The sequence below is a fragment of the Caballeronia sp. SBC1 genome (assembly GCF_011493005.1).
GTDB lineage: Bacteria > Pseudomonadota > Gammaproteobacteria > Burkholderiales > Burkholderiaceae > Caballeronia.
Genome location: NZ_CP049157.1, coordinates 262810 through 284789 on the forward strand (window position 1 = coordinate 262810; position 21980 = coordinate 284789).

General features: G+C 63.2%; 20 protein-coding genes. 8 read left to right on the forward strand and 12 right to left on the reverse strand.

The features are described from left to right. Window positions 1-2 precede the first annotated feature (2 nt). Window positions 3-863, reverse strand: coding sequence for an alpha/beta fold hydrolase (locus tag SBC1_RS19090; protein ID WP_165099190.1), 861 nt, complete (start codon window positions 861-863; stop codon window positions 3-5). Window positions 864-1037: 174 nt separating this feature from the next. On the opposite strand from SBC1_RS19090, the gene SBC1_RS19095 reads away from it, so the two are divergent. The 7 genes from SBC1_RS19095 to SBC1_RS19125 all read left to right on the forward strand — a co-directional run bounded on the left by SBC1_RS19095 (window position 1038) and on the right by SBC1_RS19125 (window position 8927). Beyond that, window positions 1038-1871 carry an SDR family oxidoreductase gene (locus tag SBC1_RS19095; protein ID WP_165099187.1) on the forward strand — a complete coding sequence of 278 codons (834 nt, stop codon included), beginning with the start codon at window positions 1038-1040 and terminating at the stop codon, window positions 1869-1871. 138 nt (window positions 1872-2009) lie between these two features. Next, on the forward strand, window positions 2010-3551 hold the full coding sequence (locus SBC1_RS19100) for a DUF1302 domain-containing protein (protein ID WP_370469663.1): 1542 nt from the start codon (window positions 2010-2012) through the stop codon (window positions 3549-3551). 108 nt (window positions 3552-3659) lie between these two features. Further along, window positions 3660-5039 carry a DUF1329 domain-containing protein gene (locus SBC1_RS19105; protein WP_165099180.1) on the forward strand — a complete coding sequence of 460 codons (1380 nt, stop codon included), beginning with the start codon at window positions 3660-3662 and terminating at the stop codon, window positions 5037-5039. A 114-nt stretch (window positions 5040-5153) separates the two neighbouring features. Then, complete coding sequence (locus SBC1_RS19110) at window positions 5154-5945, forward strand: fumarylacetoacetate hydrolase family protein (RefSeq protein ID WP_165099177.1); 792 nt, start codon at window positions 5154-5156, stop codon at window positions 5943-5945. A gap of 59 nt (window positions 5946-6004) precedes the next feature. Continuing rightward, window positions 6005-6904, forward strand: coding sequence for an acetaldehyde dehydrogenase (acetylating) (locus SBC1_RS19115; RefSeq protein WP_165099174.1), 900 nt, complete (start codon window positions 6005-6007; stop codon window positions 6902-6904). Window positions 6905-6915: 11 nt separating this feature from the next. Beyond that, a complete protein-coding gene (gene dmpG, locus SBC1_RS19120) occupies window positions 6916-7947 on the forward strand; it encodes a 4-hydroxy-2-oxovalerate aldolase (protein WP_165099171.1) in 1032 nt (343 codons plus the stop codon). Between the two features lie 92 nt (window positions 7948-8039). Beyond that, the gene (locus SBC1_RS19125) at window positions 8040-8927 is read left to right on the forward strand and encodes a tyrosine-protein phosphatase (protein WP_241202159.1); all 888 of its coding nucleotides are present in this window, start codon (window positions 8040-8042) and stop codon (window positions 8925-8927) included. Window positions 8928-8980: 53 nt separating this feature from the next. Here SBC1_RS19125 and SBC1_RS19130 read toward each other — a convergent pair whose 3' ends face one another. Continuing rightward, window positions 8981-10057: a Rieske 2Fe-2S domain-containing protein gene (locus SBC1_RS19130; protein WP_165099142.1), complete on the reverse strand. Its 1077-nt coding sequence runs from the start codon at window positions 10055-10057 to the stop codon at window positions 8981-8983. Between SBC1_RS19130 and SBC1_RS40410 the strand changes: the two genes are divergently transcribed. Beyond that, complete coding sequence (locus tag SBC1_RS40410; protein ID WP_255540783.1) at window positions 10056-10181, forward strand: hypothetical protein; 126 nt, start codon at window positions 10056-10058, stop codon at window positions 10179-10181. The genes SBC1_RS19130 and SBC1_RS40410 overlap by 2 nt on opposite strands. 3 nt (window positions 10182-10184) lie before the next feature. On the opposite strand, the gene SBC1_RS19135 is transcribed toward SBC1_RS40410, so the two are convergent. The 10 genes from SBC1_RS19135 to SBC1_RS19180 all read right to left on the reverse strand — a co-directional run bounded on the left by SBC1_RS19135 (window position 10185) and on the right by SBC1_RS19180 (window position 21918). Next, window positions 10185-12689 (reverse strand): RND family transporter, encoded by a 2505-nt coding sequence (locus tag SBC1_RS19135; protein WP_165099140.1) that lies wholly within the window; start codon window positions 12687-12689, stop codon window positions 10185-10187. Between the two features lie 96 nt (window positions 12690-12785). Next, on the reverse strand, window positions 12786-13793 hold the full coding sequence (locus tag SBC1_RS19140) for a YCF48-related protein (protein ID WP_165099137.1): 1008 nt from the start codon (window positions 13791-13793) through the stop codon (window positions 12786-12788). A gap of 22 nt (window positions 13794-13815) precedes the next feature. After that, on the reverse strand, window positions 13816-15021 hold the full coding sequence (locus SBC1_RS19145; protein WP_165099133.1) for an acetyl-CoA C-acyltransferase: 1206 nt from the start codon (window positions 15019-15021) through the stop codon (window positions 13816-13818). A 20-nt stretch (window positions 15022-15041) separates the two neighbouring features. Beyond that, complete coding sequence (locus SBC1_RS19150) at window positions 15042-15560, reverse strand: MaoC family dehydratase (RefSeq protein WP_165099130.1); 519 nt, start codon at window positions 15558-15560, stop codon at window positions 15042-15044. Then, window positions 15560-16363, reverse strand: coding sequence for an SDR family oxidoreductase (locus SBC1_RS19155; protein WP_165099123.1), 804 nt, complete (start codon window positions 16361-16363; stop codon window positions 15560-15562). Before SBC1_RS19155 ends, SBC1_RS19150 begins: the two co-directional genes overlap by 1 nt. Continuing rightward, window positions 16360-17550, reverse strand: a complete 1191-nt coding sequence (locus tag SBC1_RS19160; protein WP_165099120.1) for an acyl-CoA dehydrogenase family protein — start codon at window positions 17548-17550, stop codon at window positions 16360-16362. Before SBC1_RS19160 ends, SBC1_RS19155 begins: the two co-directional genes overlap by 4 nt. Beyond that, window positions 17547-18770 carry an acyl-CoA dehydrogenase family protein gene (locus SBC1_RS19165; RefSeq protein ID WP_165099117.1) on the reverse strand — a complete coding sequence of 408 codons (1224 nt, stop codon included), beginning with the start codon at window positions 18768-18770 and terminating at the stop codon, window positions 17547-17549. The genes SBC1_RS19160 and SBC1_RS19165 overlap by 4 nt, the downstream gene beginning before the upstream one ends. Before the next feature lie 4 nt (window positions 18771-18774). Further along, window positions 18775-19650, reverse strand: a complete 876-nt coding sequence (locus tag SBC1_RS19170; protein ID WP_165099114.1) for an SDR family oxidoreductase — start codon at window positions 19648-19650, stop codon at window positions 18775-18777. Window positions 19651-19702: 52 nt separating this feature from the next. After that, complete coding sequence (locus tag SBC1_RS19175) at window positions 19703-20854, reverse strand: acetyl-CoA C-acetyltransferase (protein ID WP_165099111.1); 1152 nt, start codon at window positions 20852-20854, stop codon at window positions 19703-19705. 5 nt (window positions 20855-20859) lie between these two features. Then, on the reverse strand, window positions 20860-21918 hold the full coding sequence (locus tag SBC1_RS19180) for an acyl-CoA dehydrogenase (RefSeq protein WP_165099102.1): 1059 nt from the start codon (window positions 21916-21918) through the stop codon (window positions 20860-20862). Window positions 21919-21980: the final 62 nt, after the last annotated feature.

Consider the following 21980-nt stretch of genomic DNA (forward strand, 5'->3'; position numbering starts at 1 on the left):
CCTTAAGCGGCACGCGCACGCGCAAGAAATTCCAGACATTCGCGGTTGAAATAGTCCCGATGCTCGACCATCACCCAATGGCCGCATCGATTCATCAGGACAAAGCGCGCGTCGGCGCAATGTTCGAGAAAGCGTGATGCGCCGCTCACCGGATTGAAGCGGTCGTCGGTGCCCCAGAAGCCGAGCACCGGACAACGCAGTTCGGCGAGCCGTTCGGTGAGGTTCGGCACGCGCATGGTCGACAGTACCTCCGGCGGCTGGTGTTCACAGACGCGCATGCGTTCGTCGACCAGCGCATCGGTCACGAGGCCGCGGTCGAACACGAGCAGTTCGAGCAATTCGCGCATCGTGCCGCGGTTCATCTGGCGGTTCGTGAACAGCGACACCATCTTCTGGATTCCTTCCATCCGGAAGTAGGTCTCGCGCTCTTCGACCCCACCAGGGGCCATCATGATCAGACTGTCGACGTCGGCCGGATAGTCGAGCGCGTATTGCAGCGCGATCGCGCCGCCGAGCGAATTGCCGAGCAGCGTCGCACGGCCGATACCAAGCACTTCGAGTTGCGCGCGCAATGCGTCGACGAAAAAGTCGAGCGTGTAAGCGACATCCGAAGGCTTCGACGATGCGCCATAACCCGGCAGGTCGACCACGATTGCACGGAGACCCGCCGCCGCAAACTGCGGATAGTTGTGTTTGAAATTGCTGAAACCGCTCGCACCCGGCCCGCTGCCGTGGATGAATACGACCGGCGCGCCGCTGCCGGCTTCGAAATGGTGGAGCCTGAGACCGCCTGGTGTCTCGGTGAAAGCCCCTATCGGCGCGCTCGGTGCGCGGGCAGTGGACTCGGTGGGCGTTGCGGTCATGCGCGCTTGTCTCCTGTCTCGCGCCGCGCTCATCGGCGCGGCAGATGGTATGAAGTTCGCCAGCGAAAACATGATCCATCTGAACCTGCGCCCGGGCATCGTCTTTTCAGACTACGAGGCAAACCGGCATTTCTCCTACCATCGGGCACACTTGATCAGACGGAGACGGCAGCAATGGCAACATTCGATTTCAGCGGCAAGGTCGTGCTGGTGACGGGCGGCACGAAGGGCATCGGCGCCGGCATTGCGCAAGCCTTTCTCGATACGGGCGCAACCGTCTATGTTTGCGGGCGTACGCCGCCCGCTGGCGAGACTGGAGACACGGGTGGAAAGCCGCGCTTCATCGCAGTCGACGTCCGCGATATCGATTGTCTCGACGCGATGCTGGCAACCATCGAACGCGAAACGGGCCGGCTCGACGTGGTGGTGAACAACGCTGGCGGTGCGCCATTCGCTCTCGCTGCGCATGCGTCGCCGCGCTTTACCGAAGCCGTGATTCGCCTCAATCTGCTCGCACCGCTGCAGCTCGCGCAGCGCGCTAACGCGTTGATGCAACGACAGGCAACAGGCGGCGTGCTGCTGTTTATCGGCAGCATCAGCGGCTTACGTGCGTCGCCGGGAACAGCGGCATACGGTGCGGCAAAGGCGGGCATCCTTAACGCGGTGCGCTCGCTCGCGGTCGAATGGGCGCCCAAGGTACGCGTGTGCGCGGTGAGTCCAAGCCTCGTGCAAACGGATGCGGCCACAAGCGGTCATCTCGGCGAATCCGAAGACGCCAACGCGATCCAGGCCATCACCAAGACGATCCCGGCAGGCCGGCTCGCGACGCCGGACGACATTGCCTCCGCGTGCCTGTTCCTCGCTTCGCCGCATGCGGCTTATGCATCGGGCAGCAATCTCGTACTCGAAGGCGGCGGCGAAGTGCCTGCGTTCCTGGCAGCAACCAATCTCCATGAAGCATTCACAACGAAGCCCCAACCCGTGCCGCCCGCTTGTGTCGTGTCTTAGGGCAATCGACTAGTCCGTTTTGACGATTCTCGCGCCGCACGCGCCCCCTAACCTCTGATCACAACAAATTCGGACGTGACCAGAGGAGACAGGATGCAGATCAGCGGAACACAAGAGCGCGCGCCGGCACTGCGCACGATGTGCGCGGCATGCAGGCTCGCCGTGCTCGCGGTAACGGCGGTAGGCGCGGCGACGCTTGCGTCACCGGCCTGCGCCGGCGACACCATCAATCTCGGCGTCGACACTACGCTCGACTACACCTTCACGCTCGGCTACGGCCTGGGCATGCGCACGCGTGCGCCGAGCGGCAATCTGCTGACGCCGGAAAACATCAACGGCGACGACGGCGACCGTAACTTCGCAAAGAACAAACTAATCGAAAATCAGGTCAGCCTGCTTGGCGAAGTGAATCTCAAGCACGACGACTGGGGTGTCTTCGTGCGTGCGGATACCTTTTACGATCAGGCCTATCAGCATTCGAACTACAACAACGCGCCGGGCACCGTGAACCACGGGGGCACCTACAACGACTTCACCGAGCAGGCGCAATACTGGTCCGGCGGCCACACCCAGTTGCTGGCCGCGTATGCATACAACACGTTCCGGTTCGGCGGCACCAGTCTGAACGTGAAGGTCGGCGACCAGGTGGTTGCGTGGGGCGAGAGCGTGTTCTTCCCGAACATTGCCGGCGCGCAAGGCCCGGCTGATGCGACTAAATCGTTCGTCGCCGGTGCCGAAGTGAAAGACATCCTCTTGCCAGTTCCGCAAATTTCGACGCAATGGCAGATCGCACCTAATTTCAGTCTGCTCGGCTATTACCAGTTCGCCTTCGAGCCAAACGACCTGACTGCGCCGGGCAGCTACATGAGCTATACGGACGTGGTCGGCCCCGGCGCCGAATACATCATCGGACCGGGCGGCATCCACATTCCGCAGGGCAACGACATCCGCCCCGGCAACAGCGGCCAATGGGGTCTGGGCGCGCGCTGGCGCGTGTTCGGCGACACTGAGGTCGGTGCGTACTACCTGCACTACAACGACATGAACCCCAATGTCGTGACGACCTATTTCCCGACACTGCAATACCAGGAGAAGTACTTCGACAACATCAAGCTTACCGGCCTGAGCTTCTCGACAGATCTGAACGGCGTCAACGTCGCCGGCGAAACGTCCTACCGGCAAGGCGCCGCCGTGCTCGTGAACACCCCGGCCGGCCCCACCGCTACACGCGGTGACGTGTGGCAGTCGAACCTGTCGGCGATCTATTCGCTTGGGCCCACTTTCCTGGCTGCGTCGCAGACGCTCGTCGGCGAAATTTCATACGTGCATGCCGGCAACATCACGCCGGAGATGGGATCGGCGCAACTGACCAACACCCGCAATTCGGCCGCGTTCGAGGTCGCGTGGACGCTCAGCTACAAGAACGTCTTTAACGGTTGGGACCTCGATGTGCCCCTGACCTATGCAGACGATTTCACCGGCAAGTCCGCACTCGCGGGCGGCCTCGGCTCGATGACCGGCGTGGGTGACCACCGGGTCACAGTCGGCGTCAATTTCACCCGTCTCAGCAACCTCAAGCTCGCGCTCGTCTACGCGAAATTCCTCGGTACACCTGACCCGACGAACCGTCCGCTCGCGGATCGCGACTATGTGCTCGCCACCGCGACCTATTCGTTCTGACGCTTCGTGCAATTCGTGCAATTCGTGCACCTCGTACGCCTCGTACGCGGAGTACCCAAACGCATCGCCCTTTGAATCAGCCGTCTTTTACTGCAAGAGGATTTGGTCATGAGTGGAATTTTCCATCCAGCATTACGTGTCTGCGTGTTCACGGCAGGTGCCGCGCTCGCCATCGCATCGTTCGCCAAAACCAGCCCCGAGGACCTGGCCAAGCTCGAAGGTCCGCTCACGCCGATGGGCGCCGAGCGTGCGGGCAACGCCGACGGGACCATCCCGGCATGGAGCGGCAAATGGTTCGGCACGCCGCCCGGCGTCGACTACAAGCAGGGCCAGCGCTTCCCCGACCCGTATGCGAGCGAACAGCCGCTCTTCGTCATCACCGCAGCGAACATGCAGCAGTACGACGCGCGCCTGACTGACGGCGAGAAAGCGCTGCTGAAGAAGTACCCGGACACGTTCACGATTCCGGTCTACCCGAGTCACCGCGATTTCCGCTACGGCGAGGACGTCTACAAGGATATCCGCCTGTATGCGCCAGGCACGACGATGACAAAGGACCAGAACGGCCTGAAGGATTTCCCGCCCGTCACGCCGTTCCCGGTGCCGAAAAGCGGGGTCGAAGCGATGTGGAATCTGCGTTTCGCGTCGGCGATCGAGGGCGAGACCGCTACCTATGATCAGGCCGTTGTCTACCCGGACGGCAATATCGCGTGGGGCAAGGTGCAGTACGCGATCTACGGGCCACGCAGTGCCGATCGCTTCGATCCAAAGAGCGCATTGAACGCGAAGAGCTTCTTCCGCCAGACGACCATGCTACCGCTGTCCGATCGCGGCACGATCATCACCGGCTTCGAGATGTGGGATCAGGAAGGCTCCGACACGCGCCGTACCTGGTCCTATAACCCGGGCACTCGGCGCGTGCGGCAGGCGCCTGAATTTGGCTTCGATCAACCGGAAGGTCCCGGTGGCTTTCGCACGGTCGATGACGACCGGCTCTTCAATGGTTCGGGTGAACGCTACGACTGGAAGATCGTCGGCAAGCGCGAAGTTTATGTGCCGTACGACAACTACAAGCTGATGGACCCATCGATCAAGTACACCGATCTGCTGACGAAGGGTCACGAAAACACCCAGTACATGCGCTTCGAGCTCCATCGCGTGTGGGTGCTGCAGGCGACGCTCAAGCAGGGCTATCGCCATCAGTACGCCAAACGTGTGCTGTATCTCGACGAGGACACATGGAACGCGGTTGCCGCAGACAACTACGACGCACGCGGCACGCTGTGGCGCACCAACCTTGCGCCAACGCTCTATGCGTATGACGCGAAATCGTTCTACTCGACCGCCGTGTTCTATCACGACCTGATCTCCGGCGCGTATTACGCGGACCGTCTCGCGAATCAGGAACCCATGCCGGTGCTCACGCGCGGCTCGCAATTGACGGAGGCGTATTTCTCGCCGGATGCGATTCGCGGCGCAGGTAACTGATTTACGTTGTGCGTCTGAAACCAGGTCATGCGCGCTCACGCAGGCGCATGACCCACCGCGTTCCGGACTTTCATGCACCCTTTATGCACTCTTCACTCACCCCTTACGTCTGCCATGACTTCGACTCTTCACACCCTCCTCGGCGACGAGCTTTACAACGCCTGGCGCGACCGCGCGCCGATTCCCCCCTTCTCCGCGCGCAAAGACGGCTTTGACGGCTTTTCGCTCGCGGACGCTTATGGCGTGCAGCAACGTTTCGTTGCCCGCCGCATCGCTGCAGGCGAAACCGTGGTGGGCAAGAAGATCGGCGTCACGAGCCAGGCCGTGCAGGACATGCTCGATGTCCGTCAACCCGATTTCGGCATCCTGCTCTCCGGCATGCACTACGAAGCCGGCGCGGACGTCTCTGTCTCAACGCTGATCCAGCCACGCGCCGAAGGCGAGATCGTCTTCTATTTGAAGCTCGATCTGCGCGGGCCCGGCATTGATCGCGCCGACGTGCTCGCCGCCACCGAAGCGGTCGGCGCGTGCTTCGAAATCGTCGATTCACGGATTCGCGACTGGGCGATCCGCATTGGAGACACGGTGGCTGACAACGCGTCGTGCGGCGTCTATGTGCTCGGCGAAGCGCGCGTTGCACCCGACACGCTCGACCTCGCCGCGTGCCGCATGACGATCGACCAGAACGGCAAGCGTGTGGCCGAAGGCATCGGCGCGGCAGCGTTGGGGCATCCGGCCGACGCGGTCGCCTGGCTCGCGAATACGCTCGGCGAGCTGGGCGTGCCGCTCCTGGCCGGCGAAATCGTGTTGTCGGGCTCGCTCGCGGCATTGATTCCCGTTGCCGGTGGCGACCATTTGCAGATGCATATCGAAGGTATCGGCGGCTGTTCGGTTAATTTTGTCTAAGTAATCCTAAGTATCCGACCATTTCACCGTCTGGCAGACTGACTATAAGGAAGCTTTCAATGAGCAAGATCAAATGCGCGTTGATCGGACCGGGCAATATCGGCACCGATCTGCTTTACAAACTGCGCCGCAGCACGGTGCTCGAGCCGGTCTGGATGGTCGGCGTCGATCCGGCCTCGGACGGCCTCGCACGAGCGCGTGAATTGGGCCTGAAGACCACCGCTGAGGGTATCGACGGCCTGTTGGCGCATATCGAAGTCGACGACATCCGGATAGCCTTCGATGCAACCTCCGCTTATGTGCATCGCGAGCACTCCGACAAACTGACCGCGCGCGGCGTGCGCGTGATCGATCTGACGCCGGCAGCAATAGGACCGTTCTGCGTGCCGCCCGTCAATCTTGGCGCGCAGGTCGGCCAGAACGCGATGAACGTCAACATGGTCACGTGCGGCGGTCAGGCAACCATTCCGATGGTTCATGCGGTATCGCGCGTGCAGCGGGTCGTGTATGGCGAGATCGTGGCGACGGTATCGTCGCGCTCGGTCGGCCCCGGCACGCGCAAGAACATCGACGAATTTACGCGCACCACGGCGCTGGCAATCGAGCAGATCGGCGGTGCACAGGTCGGCAAAGCGATCATTGTCATCAATCCCGCCGAGCCGCCGCTCATCATGCGCGACACGATCCACTGCCTGACCGAAGCCGATCTGGACATTGACGCGATTACCGCGTCGGTGCACGCGATGGTCGACGAGGTGCGGCAGTACGTGCCCGGCTATACGCTCAAGAACGGACCGGTATTCGATGGCAGGCGCGTGTCGGTGTTCATGGAGGTCGAAGGGCTCGGTGACTATCTGCCGAAATACGCCGGCAACCTCGACATCATGACTGCGGCCGCAGCCCGCACCGCTGAAGTCTTTGCCCAACAGATGCTCGCCGCCGCGCGAGCGACGGCATGAAGGAGTCGACCATGTCTCTTGCTGGAACCCGCATCACCGTGCATGACATGACCCTGCGCGACGGCATGCACCCGAAGCGTCACCAGATCTCACTCGAACAGATGCGCTCGATTGCCCGCGGACTCGACGCAGCGGGCGTGCCGCTGATCGAGGTCACACACGGCGACGGACTGGGCGGCGCGTCGGTGAACTACGGCTTTCCCGCGCATACCGACGAAGCGTATCTGAGCGCAGTCCTGGCCGAGCTCGACCATGCAAAAGTGTCCGCGCTGCTGATACCTGGCATTGGCACGGTCGATCATCTGCACATGGCGCATGAACTCGGCGTGCACACGATCCGCGTCGCGACGCACTGCACCGAAGCGGACGTGTCCGAGCAGCATATTGGTCTCGCTCGCAAGCTGGGCATGGATACGGTGGGCTTCCTGATGATGGCGCATATGTCGCCACCCGATCAGCTTCTCCAACAAGCGAGACTGATGGAGTCGTACGGAGCGAACTGCATCTACATCACCGATTCGGCCGGCTATATGTTGCCCGACGATGTAACGGCGCGAATTGCGCTTGTGCGTGACAAGCTCAAGCCTGATACCGAGGTCGGTTTTCATGGGCACCATAATCTCGCCATGGGCGTGGCCAATTCGGTAGCCGCCATCGCCGCGGGCGCGAACCGCATCGATGCCGCCGCTGCGGGTTTGGGCGCAGGCGCGGGCAATACGCCAATGGAAGTGTTCATTGCAGTGTGTGAACGCATGGGCATTCAGACCGGTGTCGATGTCTTCAAGATTTCCGATGTTGCCGAAGACCTCGTGACGCCTATCATGGACACGCCTATCCGCATCGATCGCGATGCACTGACACTGGGCTACGCGGGCGTCTATTCGTCATTCCTGCTGTTTGCGAAACGCGCGGAAGCGAAGTACAAGATCCCGGCGCGCGACATCCTTGTTGAACTAGGTCGGCAGCGGCTCGTGGGTGGTCAGGAAGATATGATCGAGGACACAGCGCTGACCTTGCTCAAGGCGCGTGCTGTTGTGGCGTGACATAGTGCGCACTTCTGAACAGCGGGCGTGGCGTAAGCTGCACGGCCCGCTGTTTTTGTTTGATCGTTTTAACGTTGGAGGATCTTTCACCCGTGCGACTTTCCTTTTCCCGAACACTGGCGGCGGGCATGCTGCTGAGCGCTGCCAGCGCCACCAGTGTCGCCGTCGGCGCGCAAACCCTCACGCCGCTTACGCCGCTCACTACTGACCAGTATGTCCCGCTCGAACGCGTGCAGAACACGCGCGATCTCGGCGGTTTGACGACTGAGGACGGCCGACGCATTGTGCCCGGACGCCTGTATCGAAGCGGTAACCCCGCGTTCGCCACGCCGTCGGACATTGCAAGACTTCAGACGATGCATCTCGATGTCGTGCTCGACTTCCGCGCAGACAGCGAAAAGCAACCTGCCGAGCAGGCGTTTGCCGCCCTGTTCCCTTGGCAAGCCGATCCGGTGCTGGCGGGAAATCTGTCGCCCGGCGCGATCGTGCCGATGCTCAAGCGCTCGACGCCCGCGCAGATGCATCAGTTCATGATCGAGCTTTACCGGCAATTTCCAGGCACCTACCAGGCGCAGTTCACCCGCTTTCTCAAGCTTGCAGAAGACGACAAGACGATGCTGTACCACTGCACCGCGGGCAAGGACCGCACGGGATTTGCAACGGTGCTGCTGCTCTCGGCGCTCGGGGTGGATCGGGCAAGCGTGATAGCGAACTATCTCGAATCAAATCGGTTTAACGCGGCGGGCAATGCACAGGCCACCGCGCAGTTGCAGAAGATCGGCGTGGTGCCCGATGTGGTGGCGCCGCTGCTGGCGGTCGATCCGGACTACATCGGCGCGGCGATGCAGGTGATCGATCAGCAATACGGTGGCATGCAACACTATCTGGCCGATGTGCTGCACATTGATGTCGAGCGGATTCGACGGAACTATCTGGGTCCCGGGACAGCTACGGTGGGCGGGGCCGCGGCGCAGCCCTAGCCAGGGACCGGATCGCGAGCCTGTGCGAAGCGGTGGATCCACCGCTTCCCCCCTTACCCTTCAAACACGTGATGCAGCGCCGGCGGCGTCCCGCTATCGCGGACCTTGATTTCAAACACTCTGCGTACCGTACTCGCCGGCCGGATTTCGGCGGTATCGAGATAAAACTGCGAATACCAGTCACGCATCTGATACAGCGGACCATCGCCTTCGCACAGCAACGGGTTGTCGATCCGCGTCTTGGTGTCCCAGATCGCAACGTCCTCATAAAACGCGGCCTGTGCCTGCTTTGAATACGCACGCGCGATTTCCATGTTCTGCTCGTCGGACAGCCCCGGAATCTTCTTGACCATCACCCCATAGCGCAGCTCAAAGCTGTTTATATCGATCGGCACATGGCTGTTCAGCAGAATCGAGTGAATCGGATGACCGCCGCTTTGCCCTGTCATTTCGGTGATGTGGTACGCCGGACCAAAATACGTCGACAGCGCGATCAGTTCATCGCCGCCCAGGCGTTCACTGCGGCCCACCAGCAGTTGCGTCGCCTTGTGCGCCTCGAACAGGTTCGCGAAGTAATCGACCGGCGCGCCGTGCACGGTCGCGAAGTGCGCCATATCCGAGATGTTGTCGACCAGCTCGCGGCAGTTGGTGCCGATTACCATCTTGTCGACCACCCAGTTGGACCATTCGCTTCCAAAACACGCATCGATGCGCGGAATCGCCACTTCGTCGGGCGGCGGATTACCTTCAGAGTCGTGCCAGATAAACAGCAACTGGTTCTGCTCTCTCGTATGCCACGTACCGATTTTCGCTTTCTGCGGAATCCGTTTGCAGTACGGAATGGATTGGCAGTTGCCGTCACCGTCCCATTGCCAGCCGTGAAACGGACACACGAGCGTATCGCCATCCACGCGCCCGGTGCTCAGATCGGCACCCATGTGCGGACAGTAGCCGTCCACCACGTTGACGCGTCCGTGCGAATCCATGAACGCGGCAAGACGACGTCCGAAGATATTCAGCGTATGGGGCTTGCCATCCTTGTAGTCGCTGGCGAGCCCGAGGCAGTGCCAGCCGCGCGCATAGCGCTGCACGAGCGGCTGCGATTCGATCTTGTAGGGACGTGCGGACATGTCTTCTCTCCTCCAATGGAAAAAGCGGCGGATCTTTGTGATGGCCGCCGCTGTCGGTATTGCCGATGTTTCATGCCTGACGATAGACGCGGCCCGCGCCCTGTTCATCGTCCTGACGGACTAGGTGCTAACGCACCGGATTGCCATGTTCCAGCGTGGCCGGCTCGGTGGCCTGGTCGTTAGCCCCCGGAACCGCGCCACGCATAACTGCCGTGGCCGGTGTAACGCTTACACGCCCGCCTGCGCGCCGCCCTGCCCGCTCTGCCCGCTCGACACCGAGCCACGCGGCAAGCGCCGGCAGCAGGAACACCGCGCCGAACAGGTTGACGAGGAACATGAACGCGAGCAGTACGCCCATATCAACCTGAAACTTCAACGCGGAGAACGCCCACGTCCCCACGCCGATGAACATCGTCACCGCAGTAAACAGCGCCGCCGTGCCGCGCTGGCGCATCGCCGCGGCAAACGCGTCGGGCAAGCTGGCGCCCGAGCGCACTTCATGCTGAAGACGTTCATAAAGATAGATGCCGTAGTCGACACCCACCCCGACGCCGAGTGTGATGACCGGCAACGTCGCCACCTTCAGGCCGATGCCGAGCGAAGCCATCACCGCGTTACACAGAATTGACACGACCGTCAGCGGCACCACGATGCACAGCACCGCCCGCCACGAGCGGAACGTCACGAGACACAGCAGCGTAATAGCGGCGAAGATGGACAGCAGCATTGCCACCTCGGCGTCTCCTACCGCCTCGTTGGTTGCCGCCATCACGCCAACGTTGCCGCCTGCGAGCTTGAATGCGACGTTCGGCGTACGGTTCTCGGCGGACAGCCTTTTGATCTCGTCGACAATGTGCGCGATCGTTTTGCCTTCGTGATTCGCCGTATAGATCAGCACCTGGATCGCCTGGCAGTTCTCAGTGTTCATGCCATTATCGGGATCGAACGCGCTCGCGCCTTGCGTGAGGCCGTCGCTCGAGCGCGGCAGCGCGCCCCAGCGCGGATTGCCTTCGTTGAACGCGGCAATAGATATCTTTGCGAGCGACGGTACGCTCACCACCGACTGCACGCCAGCCACGCCCCGCATCTCCATCTCGAAGCGCTCGATCGCGCTCATGACCGGATAGTGCAGGCAGGCATCGTCGAAACCCGTGGTCTCCACGATCACCGCCAACGCATCCACGCCGATGTTGTACTGGCTCGTGATGCGCGCATTGTCGAGGTTATAGCGCGACGTGCTGCGTAATTCCGGCGCGCCCGAGCCAATATCGCCGATCTGCAGGTTGCGCGACGCTTTCGCGCCGAATGCGAGCAGCACCAGCGTAATCGCGAATACGCCTAGTGCAGGCGCAGGCCGGGCAAAGGTCGCGATGCGCGTCCACACCCGGCTGCCGCCCACCGCAGCTTGGCGCTGCGCGCGTGCCAGCGTGCCCGCTTCAAGACGGGTGTACGACAGCAGGATTGGCAGAAACACCTTGTTAGTGACGATCATCAACAGCACGCCGAGGCAGGCGGTGACGCCCAGTTCACGCACGATCTCGATCTGGATGCGCATGATCACCATGAACCCCAGCGCGTTCGTCAGCAGCGCCACGGTACCGGGCACGAACAGGTTGCGGAATGCGTCACGCGCGGCATCGGTAGACGACATGCCGGTCACGAGCGCTTGCTTCCACGCATTGGTCATCTGCACCGCGTGCGACACGCCGATCGAGAAAATCAGGAACGGTACGAGTATTGACAACGGATCGATGCCCAGACCAATGATCGGCAACGCCCCGAGCAGCCACACCACCGGCAGCAATGCGACGAACAGCGCGAGCGCGGTGGTCTTCGCCGAACGCGTGTAGGCGAACAGCAGCGCCGCGGTGATCAGGAACGCGAGCGCAAAGAAGCCGACCACGCCGCTGATGCCCGCCTCAACGTCGCCCACGAGCTTCGAGAAGCCGATGATGTCGACCTCGACCTCTTGATTCGAATAACGTGCGCGAATCTGCTCCAGTTGCCGGGCTACCGCGCCATAGTCCAGATGTTTACCGGTGGCGGGATCGGTCTCACGCAGCTCCGCGCGGATCAGTGCGGAGTGCAGATCGTTTCCGACCAGACGCCCGATCTGTCCTGACCTCGCGACGTTACGGCGCACCTTTGCCAGATCGTCGGGATTCGCGCTGCTGAACTGTCCGGGCACCACGACATCACCGCGAAAACCGGCTTCGGTCACTTCGGTGTAACGCACGTTCGGCGTGAATAGCGAAAACACGCGCGAGCGATTCACGCCGGGGATGAAGAACACATCGTCGGTCGCGTGGCGCAGGTCGTCCATGAACGCCTGGTTGTAGATATCGCCGTGGCCCTTCCAGCGCAGACTCACGAGAATCGTATTCGCGCCGGGAAACGCGCTCGCGTAGCGGTTGAACACCTGCATGTACGGGTGCTGCATCGGGATCATCTTGTTGAACCCGGGGTCGAGGCGAAGCCGCGTCGCAGAGCAGCCCAGGGCGACGGTCAGCGCCAGACAAAGCACCAGCAGAATGCGCCGATAGCGCATGATGGCGTCAGCGCTTCGCTCGACGAAGCGTGACAAACGGGTGGGCCGAGCGGGGGAAAGCGAAGGACGGGGCGAAGCGTTCATGGGCGTCTCACGACAAGGCAACGGGAGCGCGGCACACGTAGCGAAGCAAAGGCTACGATGCACCGCGGAAGATCGGCTGGGGCAAGCAGCACAGTCTCAGGAGGGCGCAACGCCATGCGCGGCAGGCGTAGGCAGCGTAGGAACCGCCGTCGGCGTGAGCGGCAACAAGGCCACTCCTGCCTCGCCGCCAAGCGCCAGTTCGCCGTGCCCCGCATCGAGCACGGCGGCAAGACTCTGCACACCGCCCACCTTGCGCACCGCGAAGGTTTGCCCGCCGTCGCGCGACGTCACGATCGCACCGCCCTGTCCGACCAGCACCAGCTCGCCGTCGGCAAGCTGGGTCGCACCGAAGTACGACGTCCCGACGCGGCTATCGATGTGAGTCCACGTGTCCCCCTGATCCGTGCTGCGCAGCACGTTGCCGCGCATCCCGTACACGAGCCAGTCGCCGTCGGCGAGCATCAGCGCACCGAATAGCGACCCTTCGTACGGCACCGGGCGTTTCTGCCAGGTGGCGCCCCCATCGGTTGAGCGCAGCAGCGTGCCGGTTTCGCCCGCGATCAGAAGACGCCCATGTCCGTCGCCCGTGATCGCGTTCAAATGACGATCGCCCGCCGGGGTCTTGGTTTCAGTCCACGTTGCACCGGCATCGCGCGATTCGAACAGTTGTCCGAAGCTGCCCGTGACAAATACTTGCCCGTCCGCATTGCCCCATACCGACAGCAACGGGTCTGAACGCTTACGTTCGAAATGCACTTCGGTCCAGTGCTCACCGCCATCAACGGTACGCACGATCCAGCCGTCATGGCCGACCGCAACGCCGATACGCGGCGACACAAAAAACACTTCCGTGAGTGTTGATGCTTCGTCGGGCGAAACGGCTGCGCGCCGCCACGAAGCGCCTGCGTCGTCGCTCAGCAGGACAACACCGCGCTCGCCGACCGCCACAAGCCGCGTGCCCGCCTTGGCCAGACCGTTGATCTGCAGATGGTTAGCCTGAATGGTCGTCGCGGCGAATGCAGGCAGCGGACGCGGCGCGAACGCAAACAGCGCCGCACCCAGGACCGCTGCCGACATCAGCAAACCGGGAATCGTTGTTTTCATGGTTGTCTCCTCCGTCCGCGGTCTAAGCCGCTGCTTCGAAGAGTGCGGCGGCGCCCATGCCACCGCCGATACACATGGTCACGACCACATAACGCACGCCACGCCGCCTCGCCTCAAGCAAGCCATGCATCGTCATTCGCGTACCCGACATGCCGAACGGGTGGCCGACGGCGATCGCACCGCCGTCGACGTTCAGGCGATCCGCGGGAATGCCGAGCTGGTCGCGACAGTAGATGACCTGGCAAGCGAATGCCTCATTCATCTCCCACAGGCCGATGTCGTTCGTCGTCAGGCGATGGCGTGCCAGCAGCTTCGGCACGGCAAGCGCGGGGCCGATGCCCATTTCGTCCGCTTCGCAGCCGGCCATCGCGAGGCCGCGATAGATACCAAGCGGCGCAAGCCCTCGCTGTTTTGCCTCAGCGGCGCTCATGACCACCACCGCAGCCGCGCCGTCCGACAGTTGCGACGCATTGCCCGCTGTAATGAACTCGCCTTGAGCCACCGCTTCACCGCCGCCCCACACAGGTTTCAGTGCAGCGAGGCTCGCAGCCGTCGTGTCCGCACGGTTGCATTCGTCGCGCGTGGCACGCACGCTTTCGCTGCCCACCGGCGTGCCTTCCTTATCGAACAGCGCACGCTGTGCATCGAATGGCACGATCTCTTCGTCAAAGCGCCCTGCCGCCTGCGCCGCCGCCGTGCGCTGCTGGCTTTGCAACGCGTATTCGTCCTGGGCCGCACGCGAGATGCCATAGCGGCGCGACACCACTTCCGCCGTCTCGATCATCGCCATGTACGCCGCCGGCTGATGCGTGAGCACCGCGTCCGAGCGCGCGCGGTACGCGTTCTTGTGCTTGTTTTGCGTCAGCGTGATCGACTCGACACCGCCCGCCACGACAATGCGCGCATCGCCGCACATCACGCTCTGCGCCGCGCTGGCAATTGTCATCAAGCCCGATGAACACATCCGGTCCATCGCCATACCCGCCACCGATGCGGGCAAACCCGCCGCGATCGCCGCAAGGCGGCCAATGTTGTAGCCTTGCGTGCCCTGCTGCGCGGCGCAGCCCATCAACACGTCGTCGATGTCGGCGGGGAGGAGCTGCGCACGCTCGACGGCGGCACGCACTACATGGCCGCCCAAGGCCGGCGCTTCAGTGTCGTTGAACACGCCCCGGTACGCTTTGCCGATCGGTGTGCGCGCAACCGAGACGATGACCGCTTCGTTCATTAGTCAATCCTTTAGTAGTTCTACAGGTAATATCGGCTGATCGTGTCGGCCACGCAACCGGGTTTGTTCTCGCCGTGGATCTCGACGCTCACGCGAATCCACGCCTGCACACCGCCGTCGATCGCTTCGGCGCGCAGCAGTTGCGCGACGCCGCGCAACTGCGCGCCGACGCGCACCGGCGCCGGAAAGCGGATCTTGTCGCAACCGTAGTTGACGCCCAACCGCGCGCCGTCGATCCGCACGATCTGCGGCAGGAAGAAATTGACGAGCGAAAGGGTGAGAAAGCCATGCGCGATACACGCGCCGAACGGGCCGTGCTGCGCGCGCGCGCTATCGACGTGGACCCATTGATGATCGAGCGTCGCATCGGCGAACCGGTTGATGCGCGCCTGATCGACGACCATCCACGCACTTTCGCCAAGGCGCTCACCGGCGGCGGCAATCAATTGGTCCGGATGAGCGAACACGCGCGCAGGTGCCGCGCTCTCTGTCGCGCTGTGTTCGACGCTCTCCTGCGAGTCAGCAATGAGGCGTTCCATCACGCGTGCTGACTGCTCACCGACAGCACTTCGCCGGTCATATACGACGCGTAGTCGCTTGCCAGAAACACCATCACGTTAGCGACCTCCCAGACTTCAGCGGCGCGGCCGAATGCTTCGCGCGACGCCAGTTGATCGAGCAGATCGGCCGAAGCCGACTTCTTCAGAAAATCGTGCAGAGCAATGCTGGGCGCTACTGCATTGACCCGCACGCCATAAGGCGCCGCTTCGAGCGCGGTGCAACGCGTGAGCGCCATCACACCGGCTTTCGCCGCCGCGTAGTGCGCCTGTTCCGCCTGCGCGCGCCAGCCGAGCACCGACGCGTTGTTGACGATCACGCCACGGCCGCGCTGCTGCATGTGCGGCAACATCGCGCGCATCATGCGGAAGGTGCCCGTGAGGCTAATGTCGATCACCCGGGACCATTGCGCATCGTCCATTTCGACGATGCGGCACGCGCCGCCAAGTCCGGCGTTGTTGATCAGCACGTCGACGCCTCCGGTCTTTTGCTCGGCATCGGCAACCAGCGCACGCACCTCTTCCTCGACCGACACGTTGCACAGGCGCCCGTGGATTTCTTGCAGGCCGGTTTCCGCACGAAGCGCGTCGACCGCTTGCGCGAGGCGCCTTTCGTGGATGTCGGAGATAAACAGCGCCCGGCAGCCTTCTTCCGCGCAACGCTTCGCTGCGGCAAAGCCGATACCCACGCCGGCTGCCGCCGTGATCAGCACTGCTTTGTCAGCCAGCAACTGATGGCCTGGCACATACGCAGGCGCACTATTCACCGTTTGGGGGTCGTTCATAAGGTTCCTCGGGGTTCCCTGGGCATGCCGAGCCCGCGCTCGGCCATGATGTTCAGTTGAATCTCGTTAGTGCCGGCGTAGATCGTGTCGGCGCGCGAAAACAGAAACACGCCTTGCAGACGCGTACGCTTTTCATCGGTGGTGTCGACAATGTTCGCGCTCGGGCCGAGCACGTCCATCGCCAGTTGGCCCAGATCGCGGTGCCAGTTCGACCAGTAGTATTTGTAGATCAGCGCCTCACGGCTCAATGCGGCGCTCGCGTCGTCGGCGCCAGCCAGCATGCGCAGCGCGTTGTAGCGCATCACTCGCAGTCCGGCCCATGCCCGGGCGATGCGCTGACGGATCGCCGGGTCGTCGGCGACGCCAGCTTCGTGCGCAGTGTCGATCACCCAGTCGAGTTCGCGAATGAACTGCATCTGCTGGCCTAGCGTTGACATGCCGCGCTCGAAGCCAAGCAAGGTCATCGCGATGCGCCAGCCGTCACCGGGTGCGCCGACCAGATCGTCCGCCGCTGCGAGCGCGCCATCGAAGAACACCTCGTTGAATTCCGCGCCGCCGTTCAATTGTTTGATCGGCCGGATCTCGATGCCCGGCTGGTCGAGCGGCATCAGCAGAAACGACAGTCCGCGATTGCCGCGCGATTCCGGATCGGTGCGCGCAATCACGAAGATCCACTCGGAATCGTGCGCGAGCGAAGTCCAGACTTTCTGGCCGGCTACGCGCCATGCACCGTCGGCTTCGCGTACAGCGCGTGTGCGGACGTTGGCGAGATCGGAGCCGGCGCCCGGTTCCGAGTAGCCTTGGCACCAGAACTGCGTGCCCGCCAGAATGCCGGGCAGAAAGCGCTCGCGTTGCGACCGCGTGCCGCATGCGATCAACGTCGGGCCGAGCAACCCTTCGCCGATATGGCCCATGCGCCCCGGACCGCCGGCGCGCGCATATTCTTCGTGAAAAATCACCTGCTCCGCCACGGGCAATGCGCGGCCACCCGCCTCCGCGGGCCAGCCGAGGCCGGTCCAGCCACCAGCGGCCAGTTCGCGTTCCCATGCCTTGCGCAGCGCCGGGTAGGCTTCTTCGTCGCCGGGACCGCCGCGATATTTCAGGCACGCGAACTCGCCCGCGAGGTGTGTCTTCATCCAGCCGGAGACTTGGATACGTAGTTGCTGTTCACGTGTTTCGCTGTTCATCGCGCGGCTCCTTCCAGCATTGATGCGTCAGCGCGCGGCGCGGTGCGATCGATCACTTGCTCCGCCAGCATCGACAGCAGTTGCGATGTCGAGCCGAATTGCGCGCTGGATGCCTGCGCACGTTTGAAGTAAAGCTGCGGGTCGTACTCCCACGTGAAGCCGACGCCACCGTGCAATTGAATCGCTTCCTGCGCGCAAAAGCGGAACGTGTCGTTAGCCGTGGCCTTGGCGGTGGCAATGTCGGCGAGCACGTCTCTCGGCACAGTGCCGGTCGAGCAACCCGAGTCGTCCCATGCCCGTGCCGCGCCGAACACTGCAGAACGGGTTGCCTCGATCTCCACCATCATTTGCGCGCAGCGATGCTTGACCGCCTGGAACGAGGCGATCGTGCGGCCAAACTGCACGCGCTCGGCGGCATAGGCGAGCGTCAGGTCGAGACAGTGCTGAGCGCCGCCGAGCTGTTCGGCGGCCAGCGCGAGTGCGGCGAACCACGCGGTGCGAGACAGTAAAAGTTCAGCCTTGCGGCCGGTTGCAAGAACCGCGCTCCATGGCGCCTCCACGGCGTGCAGTTCGACTCGCGCCAGCGGACGCGTCGCATCGAGCGTGACCAGCGGCGTGCGAATGAGTCCGGTTGACGTCACATCGATCTCGAACAGCGCCACGGCTTGCGCTTCGGCTTGTGCCCCGTTGGCAATCCGCGCGGGCACGATCAACAGGTCGGCGGTTGCGCCATCGAATACCTGATCCAGCGTGCCCGAAAGAACATATCCGTTGGCGGTTTGCACTGCGAGCACCGGCACCGCGTCCGACAGGTGCGAACGCAGTTCAAAGCGTACTGTCGCGTGCAGAGCCAAAGTCGCGCTCACCTTGCCCTCCGCGATCCGCGTAAGCCGCGCGTCGGCCTGCCCGGATTCGCATTGCGCGAGCGCTGCACCTGCGAGGCACACCGTGCTGAAATAAGGCACGCAAACGAGGCGCCGGCCCATCTGCTCCATCAGCAGAACCAGTTCCAGCGCGCCAAGTCCGGCGCCGCCCGCCGCTTCCGGCACGCCCAGCCCGCACCACCCGAGTTCCCCGCCAAGCGTGCGCCACAGGACTTCGTCGCGTCCCGCGGTATGTTCGATCGCATGCCGCACCGCAGCCGATGCGCTGCGCTCGGCCAGCACCTCGGCCGCGGCGTCGCGAATCATGGTTTGTTCTTCCGAGAGCGCGAGGTTCATCGCATCAGCTTCCGTAGACCTGCTGAGCAGGCCGCCTCTGCGCGATCAGTTCCGCCACCGCGCCGCCTACGTCGGCTGCGTTCCAGCGGGCGCCCTTGTCGACGCAAGGCCCGGTGCGCCACCCTTCGGCGATCGCGATCATGCCGCCCGCTACTTCAAACACCTGCCCCGTCACGGCGCTCGACTGCACGCTACCAAGCCACACGACAAGCGGCGCGACGTTGGCCGGATCGAAGTAATCGAAGCCGTCCGCAGGTTTTTTCATCATCTCGGCAAACACGCCTTCAGTCATCGATGTGCGCGCTGCTGGTGCCAGCGCATTCACGCGCACACCGTAGCGGGACAGTTCCGCCGCTTGCATCAGCGTGAGCGCGGCGATGCCTGCCTTAGCTGCGCCATAGTTCGCCTGCCCGATCGAGCCTTGCAAGCCGGCGCCCGAACTTGTATTGACGATGCGTGCATCCACCGTTCGTCCCGCCTTCGACGCGTCGCGCCATTCACGCGCAAGCAGTTGCGCCAGGCAGAAGTGTCCGCGCAGATGCACGTTCATCACGTCGTCCCAATCGCTTTCGGTCATGCTCGTGAACATGCGGTCCCGGCAAATACCGGCGTTGTTCACCAGCACATGAATCTCGCCGAACGCCTCGTGCGCGGCGTCGACAATGCGCTGCGCGGTATCGATACGCGTGATGTCGTTCGTGTTGGCGAGCGCCCTGCCGCCTGCTGCTGCGATCTCATCGCAAACGGCCTGCGCTGCTTCGTGACGGATATCATTGACCACTACCGCCGCGCCCTCGGCGGCGAACGCCAGCGCATAATTGCGACCGAGACCGCCCCCCGCGCCGGTTATGATCACGGTGCGGTCGTTGCAGATTCCCATGCCTACCTCGTTGAAAAATGCTTGTTGAAAGTGCCCGCTGACAGTGATGCGCTCACAGGCGCTCGATGATCGTGACGTTGGCGAGACCGCCGCCTTCGCACATCGCCTGCAAGCCGTAGCGGCCTTGCGTGCGTTCCAGTTCGTGCAGCAGCGTCGTCATCAGGCGCGCGCCGGTGGCGCCGAGCGGGTGCCCAAGCGCAATCGCACCGCCGTTCGGGTTGGTTTTTTCGTGCGGATAACGGGTCTCGGCAAGCCACGCCAGCGCGACCGACGCAAACGCTTCGTTGAGTTCCACAACATCGATGTCGGCCAGTGCGAGGCCCGCCCGGCGCATTGCGTGCTGCGTCGCGGGGATCGGCGCGGTCAGCATCCACAACGGGTCGTCGCCGAGCACGCTCAGGTGATGGATGCGGGCGCGCGGCGTCAGACCATAGCGTCCTAATGCGTCTTCGGACACGATCAGCAGCGCGGCCGCCGCATCGCACGTCTGGCTCGAGACCGCAGCCGTCAATGCGCCGCCAGGCACCAGCGGCTGGAGCGTCGCCATCTTCGCGAGTGTTGTGTCGGGGCGCGGCGTTTCGTCATGGGTTACTCCGGCGAACGGCACGATCTCGCGGGCGAAATAGCCGCCTTCGATCGCCGCGAGTGCGCGACGGTGGCTCTCCAGCGCGTACTGCTCCATCGCTTCGCGTGACAGGTTCCAGCGATCCGCGATCCGCTGCGCCGCATGGAACTGCGAAACCGGCGCGTCGCCAAAGCGCCCGCGCCAGCCTATGCTGCCGGAGAACGGGTCGATAAAACCAAGCGGTTCGGCCGCCGTCATGGCTGACGAGATCGGGATCTGCGTCATGGTCTGCACGCCCCCTGCGATCACGACGTGCTGCGTGCCGCTCATTACCGCCTGCGCCGCGAAGTGCACGGCCTGTTGCGAAGAACCGCATTGCCGGTCCACCGTCACACCGGGCACGTTCAGCGGTAAGCCCGCTGCGAGCCAGCAAGTGCGGGCGATATTGCCCGCAAGCGGACCGATCGTATCGACGCAACCGAAGATCACGTCGTCGTATTCGTGCGCGGGAATGCTGTTGCGCGCGACCAGTTCTTTCAACACGAAGCCGCCGAGGTCGGCTGCGTGCGCGTGGGCGAGACCGCCCTTGCGGCGTCCGGTCGGCGTGCGCAATGCATCGACGATATAGGCCTGTTTCATGATGATTATTCCAGTTCGAAAGTACGGGCCGGGCCGATCGGTGCGCGGGCCTCGATTAACGTGTCTGCTACCCGAGCCTTGTGAAACGTGGTGTCGCCCCAACTGCCTGAGAGCGCCCAGATGCGTTTCATGAAAATCTGCAGATCCAGTTCCCACGTGTAGCCGATCGCCCCGTGAACCTGCATCGCATGACGGGCGGCGAGCTGCGCCGCAGCGGTCGCGGCGAGTTTCGCGTGCGAGGCGTAGAGCGCGCGATGCGGGTCGTTGGCGGCAATCGCACACGCGGCCCGATACACCACCGGCCGCGCAAATTCATAGTGGATCGCGACATCGGCGAGCAAGTGCTTCACTGCCTGATACGAGCCGACAGGCTTGCCGAACTGCTTGCGTTGCGCGCTGTAGTCGATCGCGACGTCAAGAACCCGCTGCGTCAAGCCGAGCAATTGCGCGGCAACGGCAAACGCGCCCTGATCCAGTGCCCGGGCAAAGAGCGGTGCGGCTTCATCTGCCGATGCAACCCGTGTGCTCGCCGACGCTTGCCATTCGAGTTCGAACAGCCGCCGCGACGGGTCGATACTTTCAACCGCCTGCCAGGTGCACGCGTGCGGCGCGAGCCGGTGCAGTTCGCCCTCCCGTTCGCACAGCAGCACCTGCGCCACGTGCGCGTCGCTGACATAGGGATTCACCGGATGCGCGATCGCCACCCGCGCCGCGCCCGCTGCAATATCACGCAACAGCGCATCGCGCCACGCGCTCGCCGGCAAGCTGTCGAGCATGCCAACCGCAACCAGTGCGGTATCGAGCAGCGGCTCGGGCCCGGCGAAATAACCGTAGGTCTGCGCGAGCAACGCCCACTCGATCTCCGACAGGCCCATGCCGTCGTGACTTTCCGGCACGGACACGGCTGTCAGCCCCTGCGCTGCGAACATCGCCCACATGGGCTCCGAGCGTCCCGTCGGCGTGGCCCACAGTTCGCGAATCAGCTCCGGCGTCATCTCGGTCATCAGGAACCGCTTGACCGTGCTCGCCAGCGCTTCCTGGTCTTCGTTGAATACGAAATCCATAGTTTCTCGCTCAATCCTTTGACTGCTTGCGTGTGGTCCCGTACGGTCCCGTGCGGCCTCTA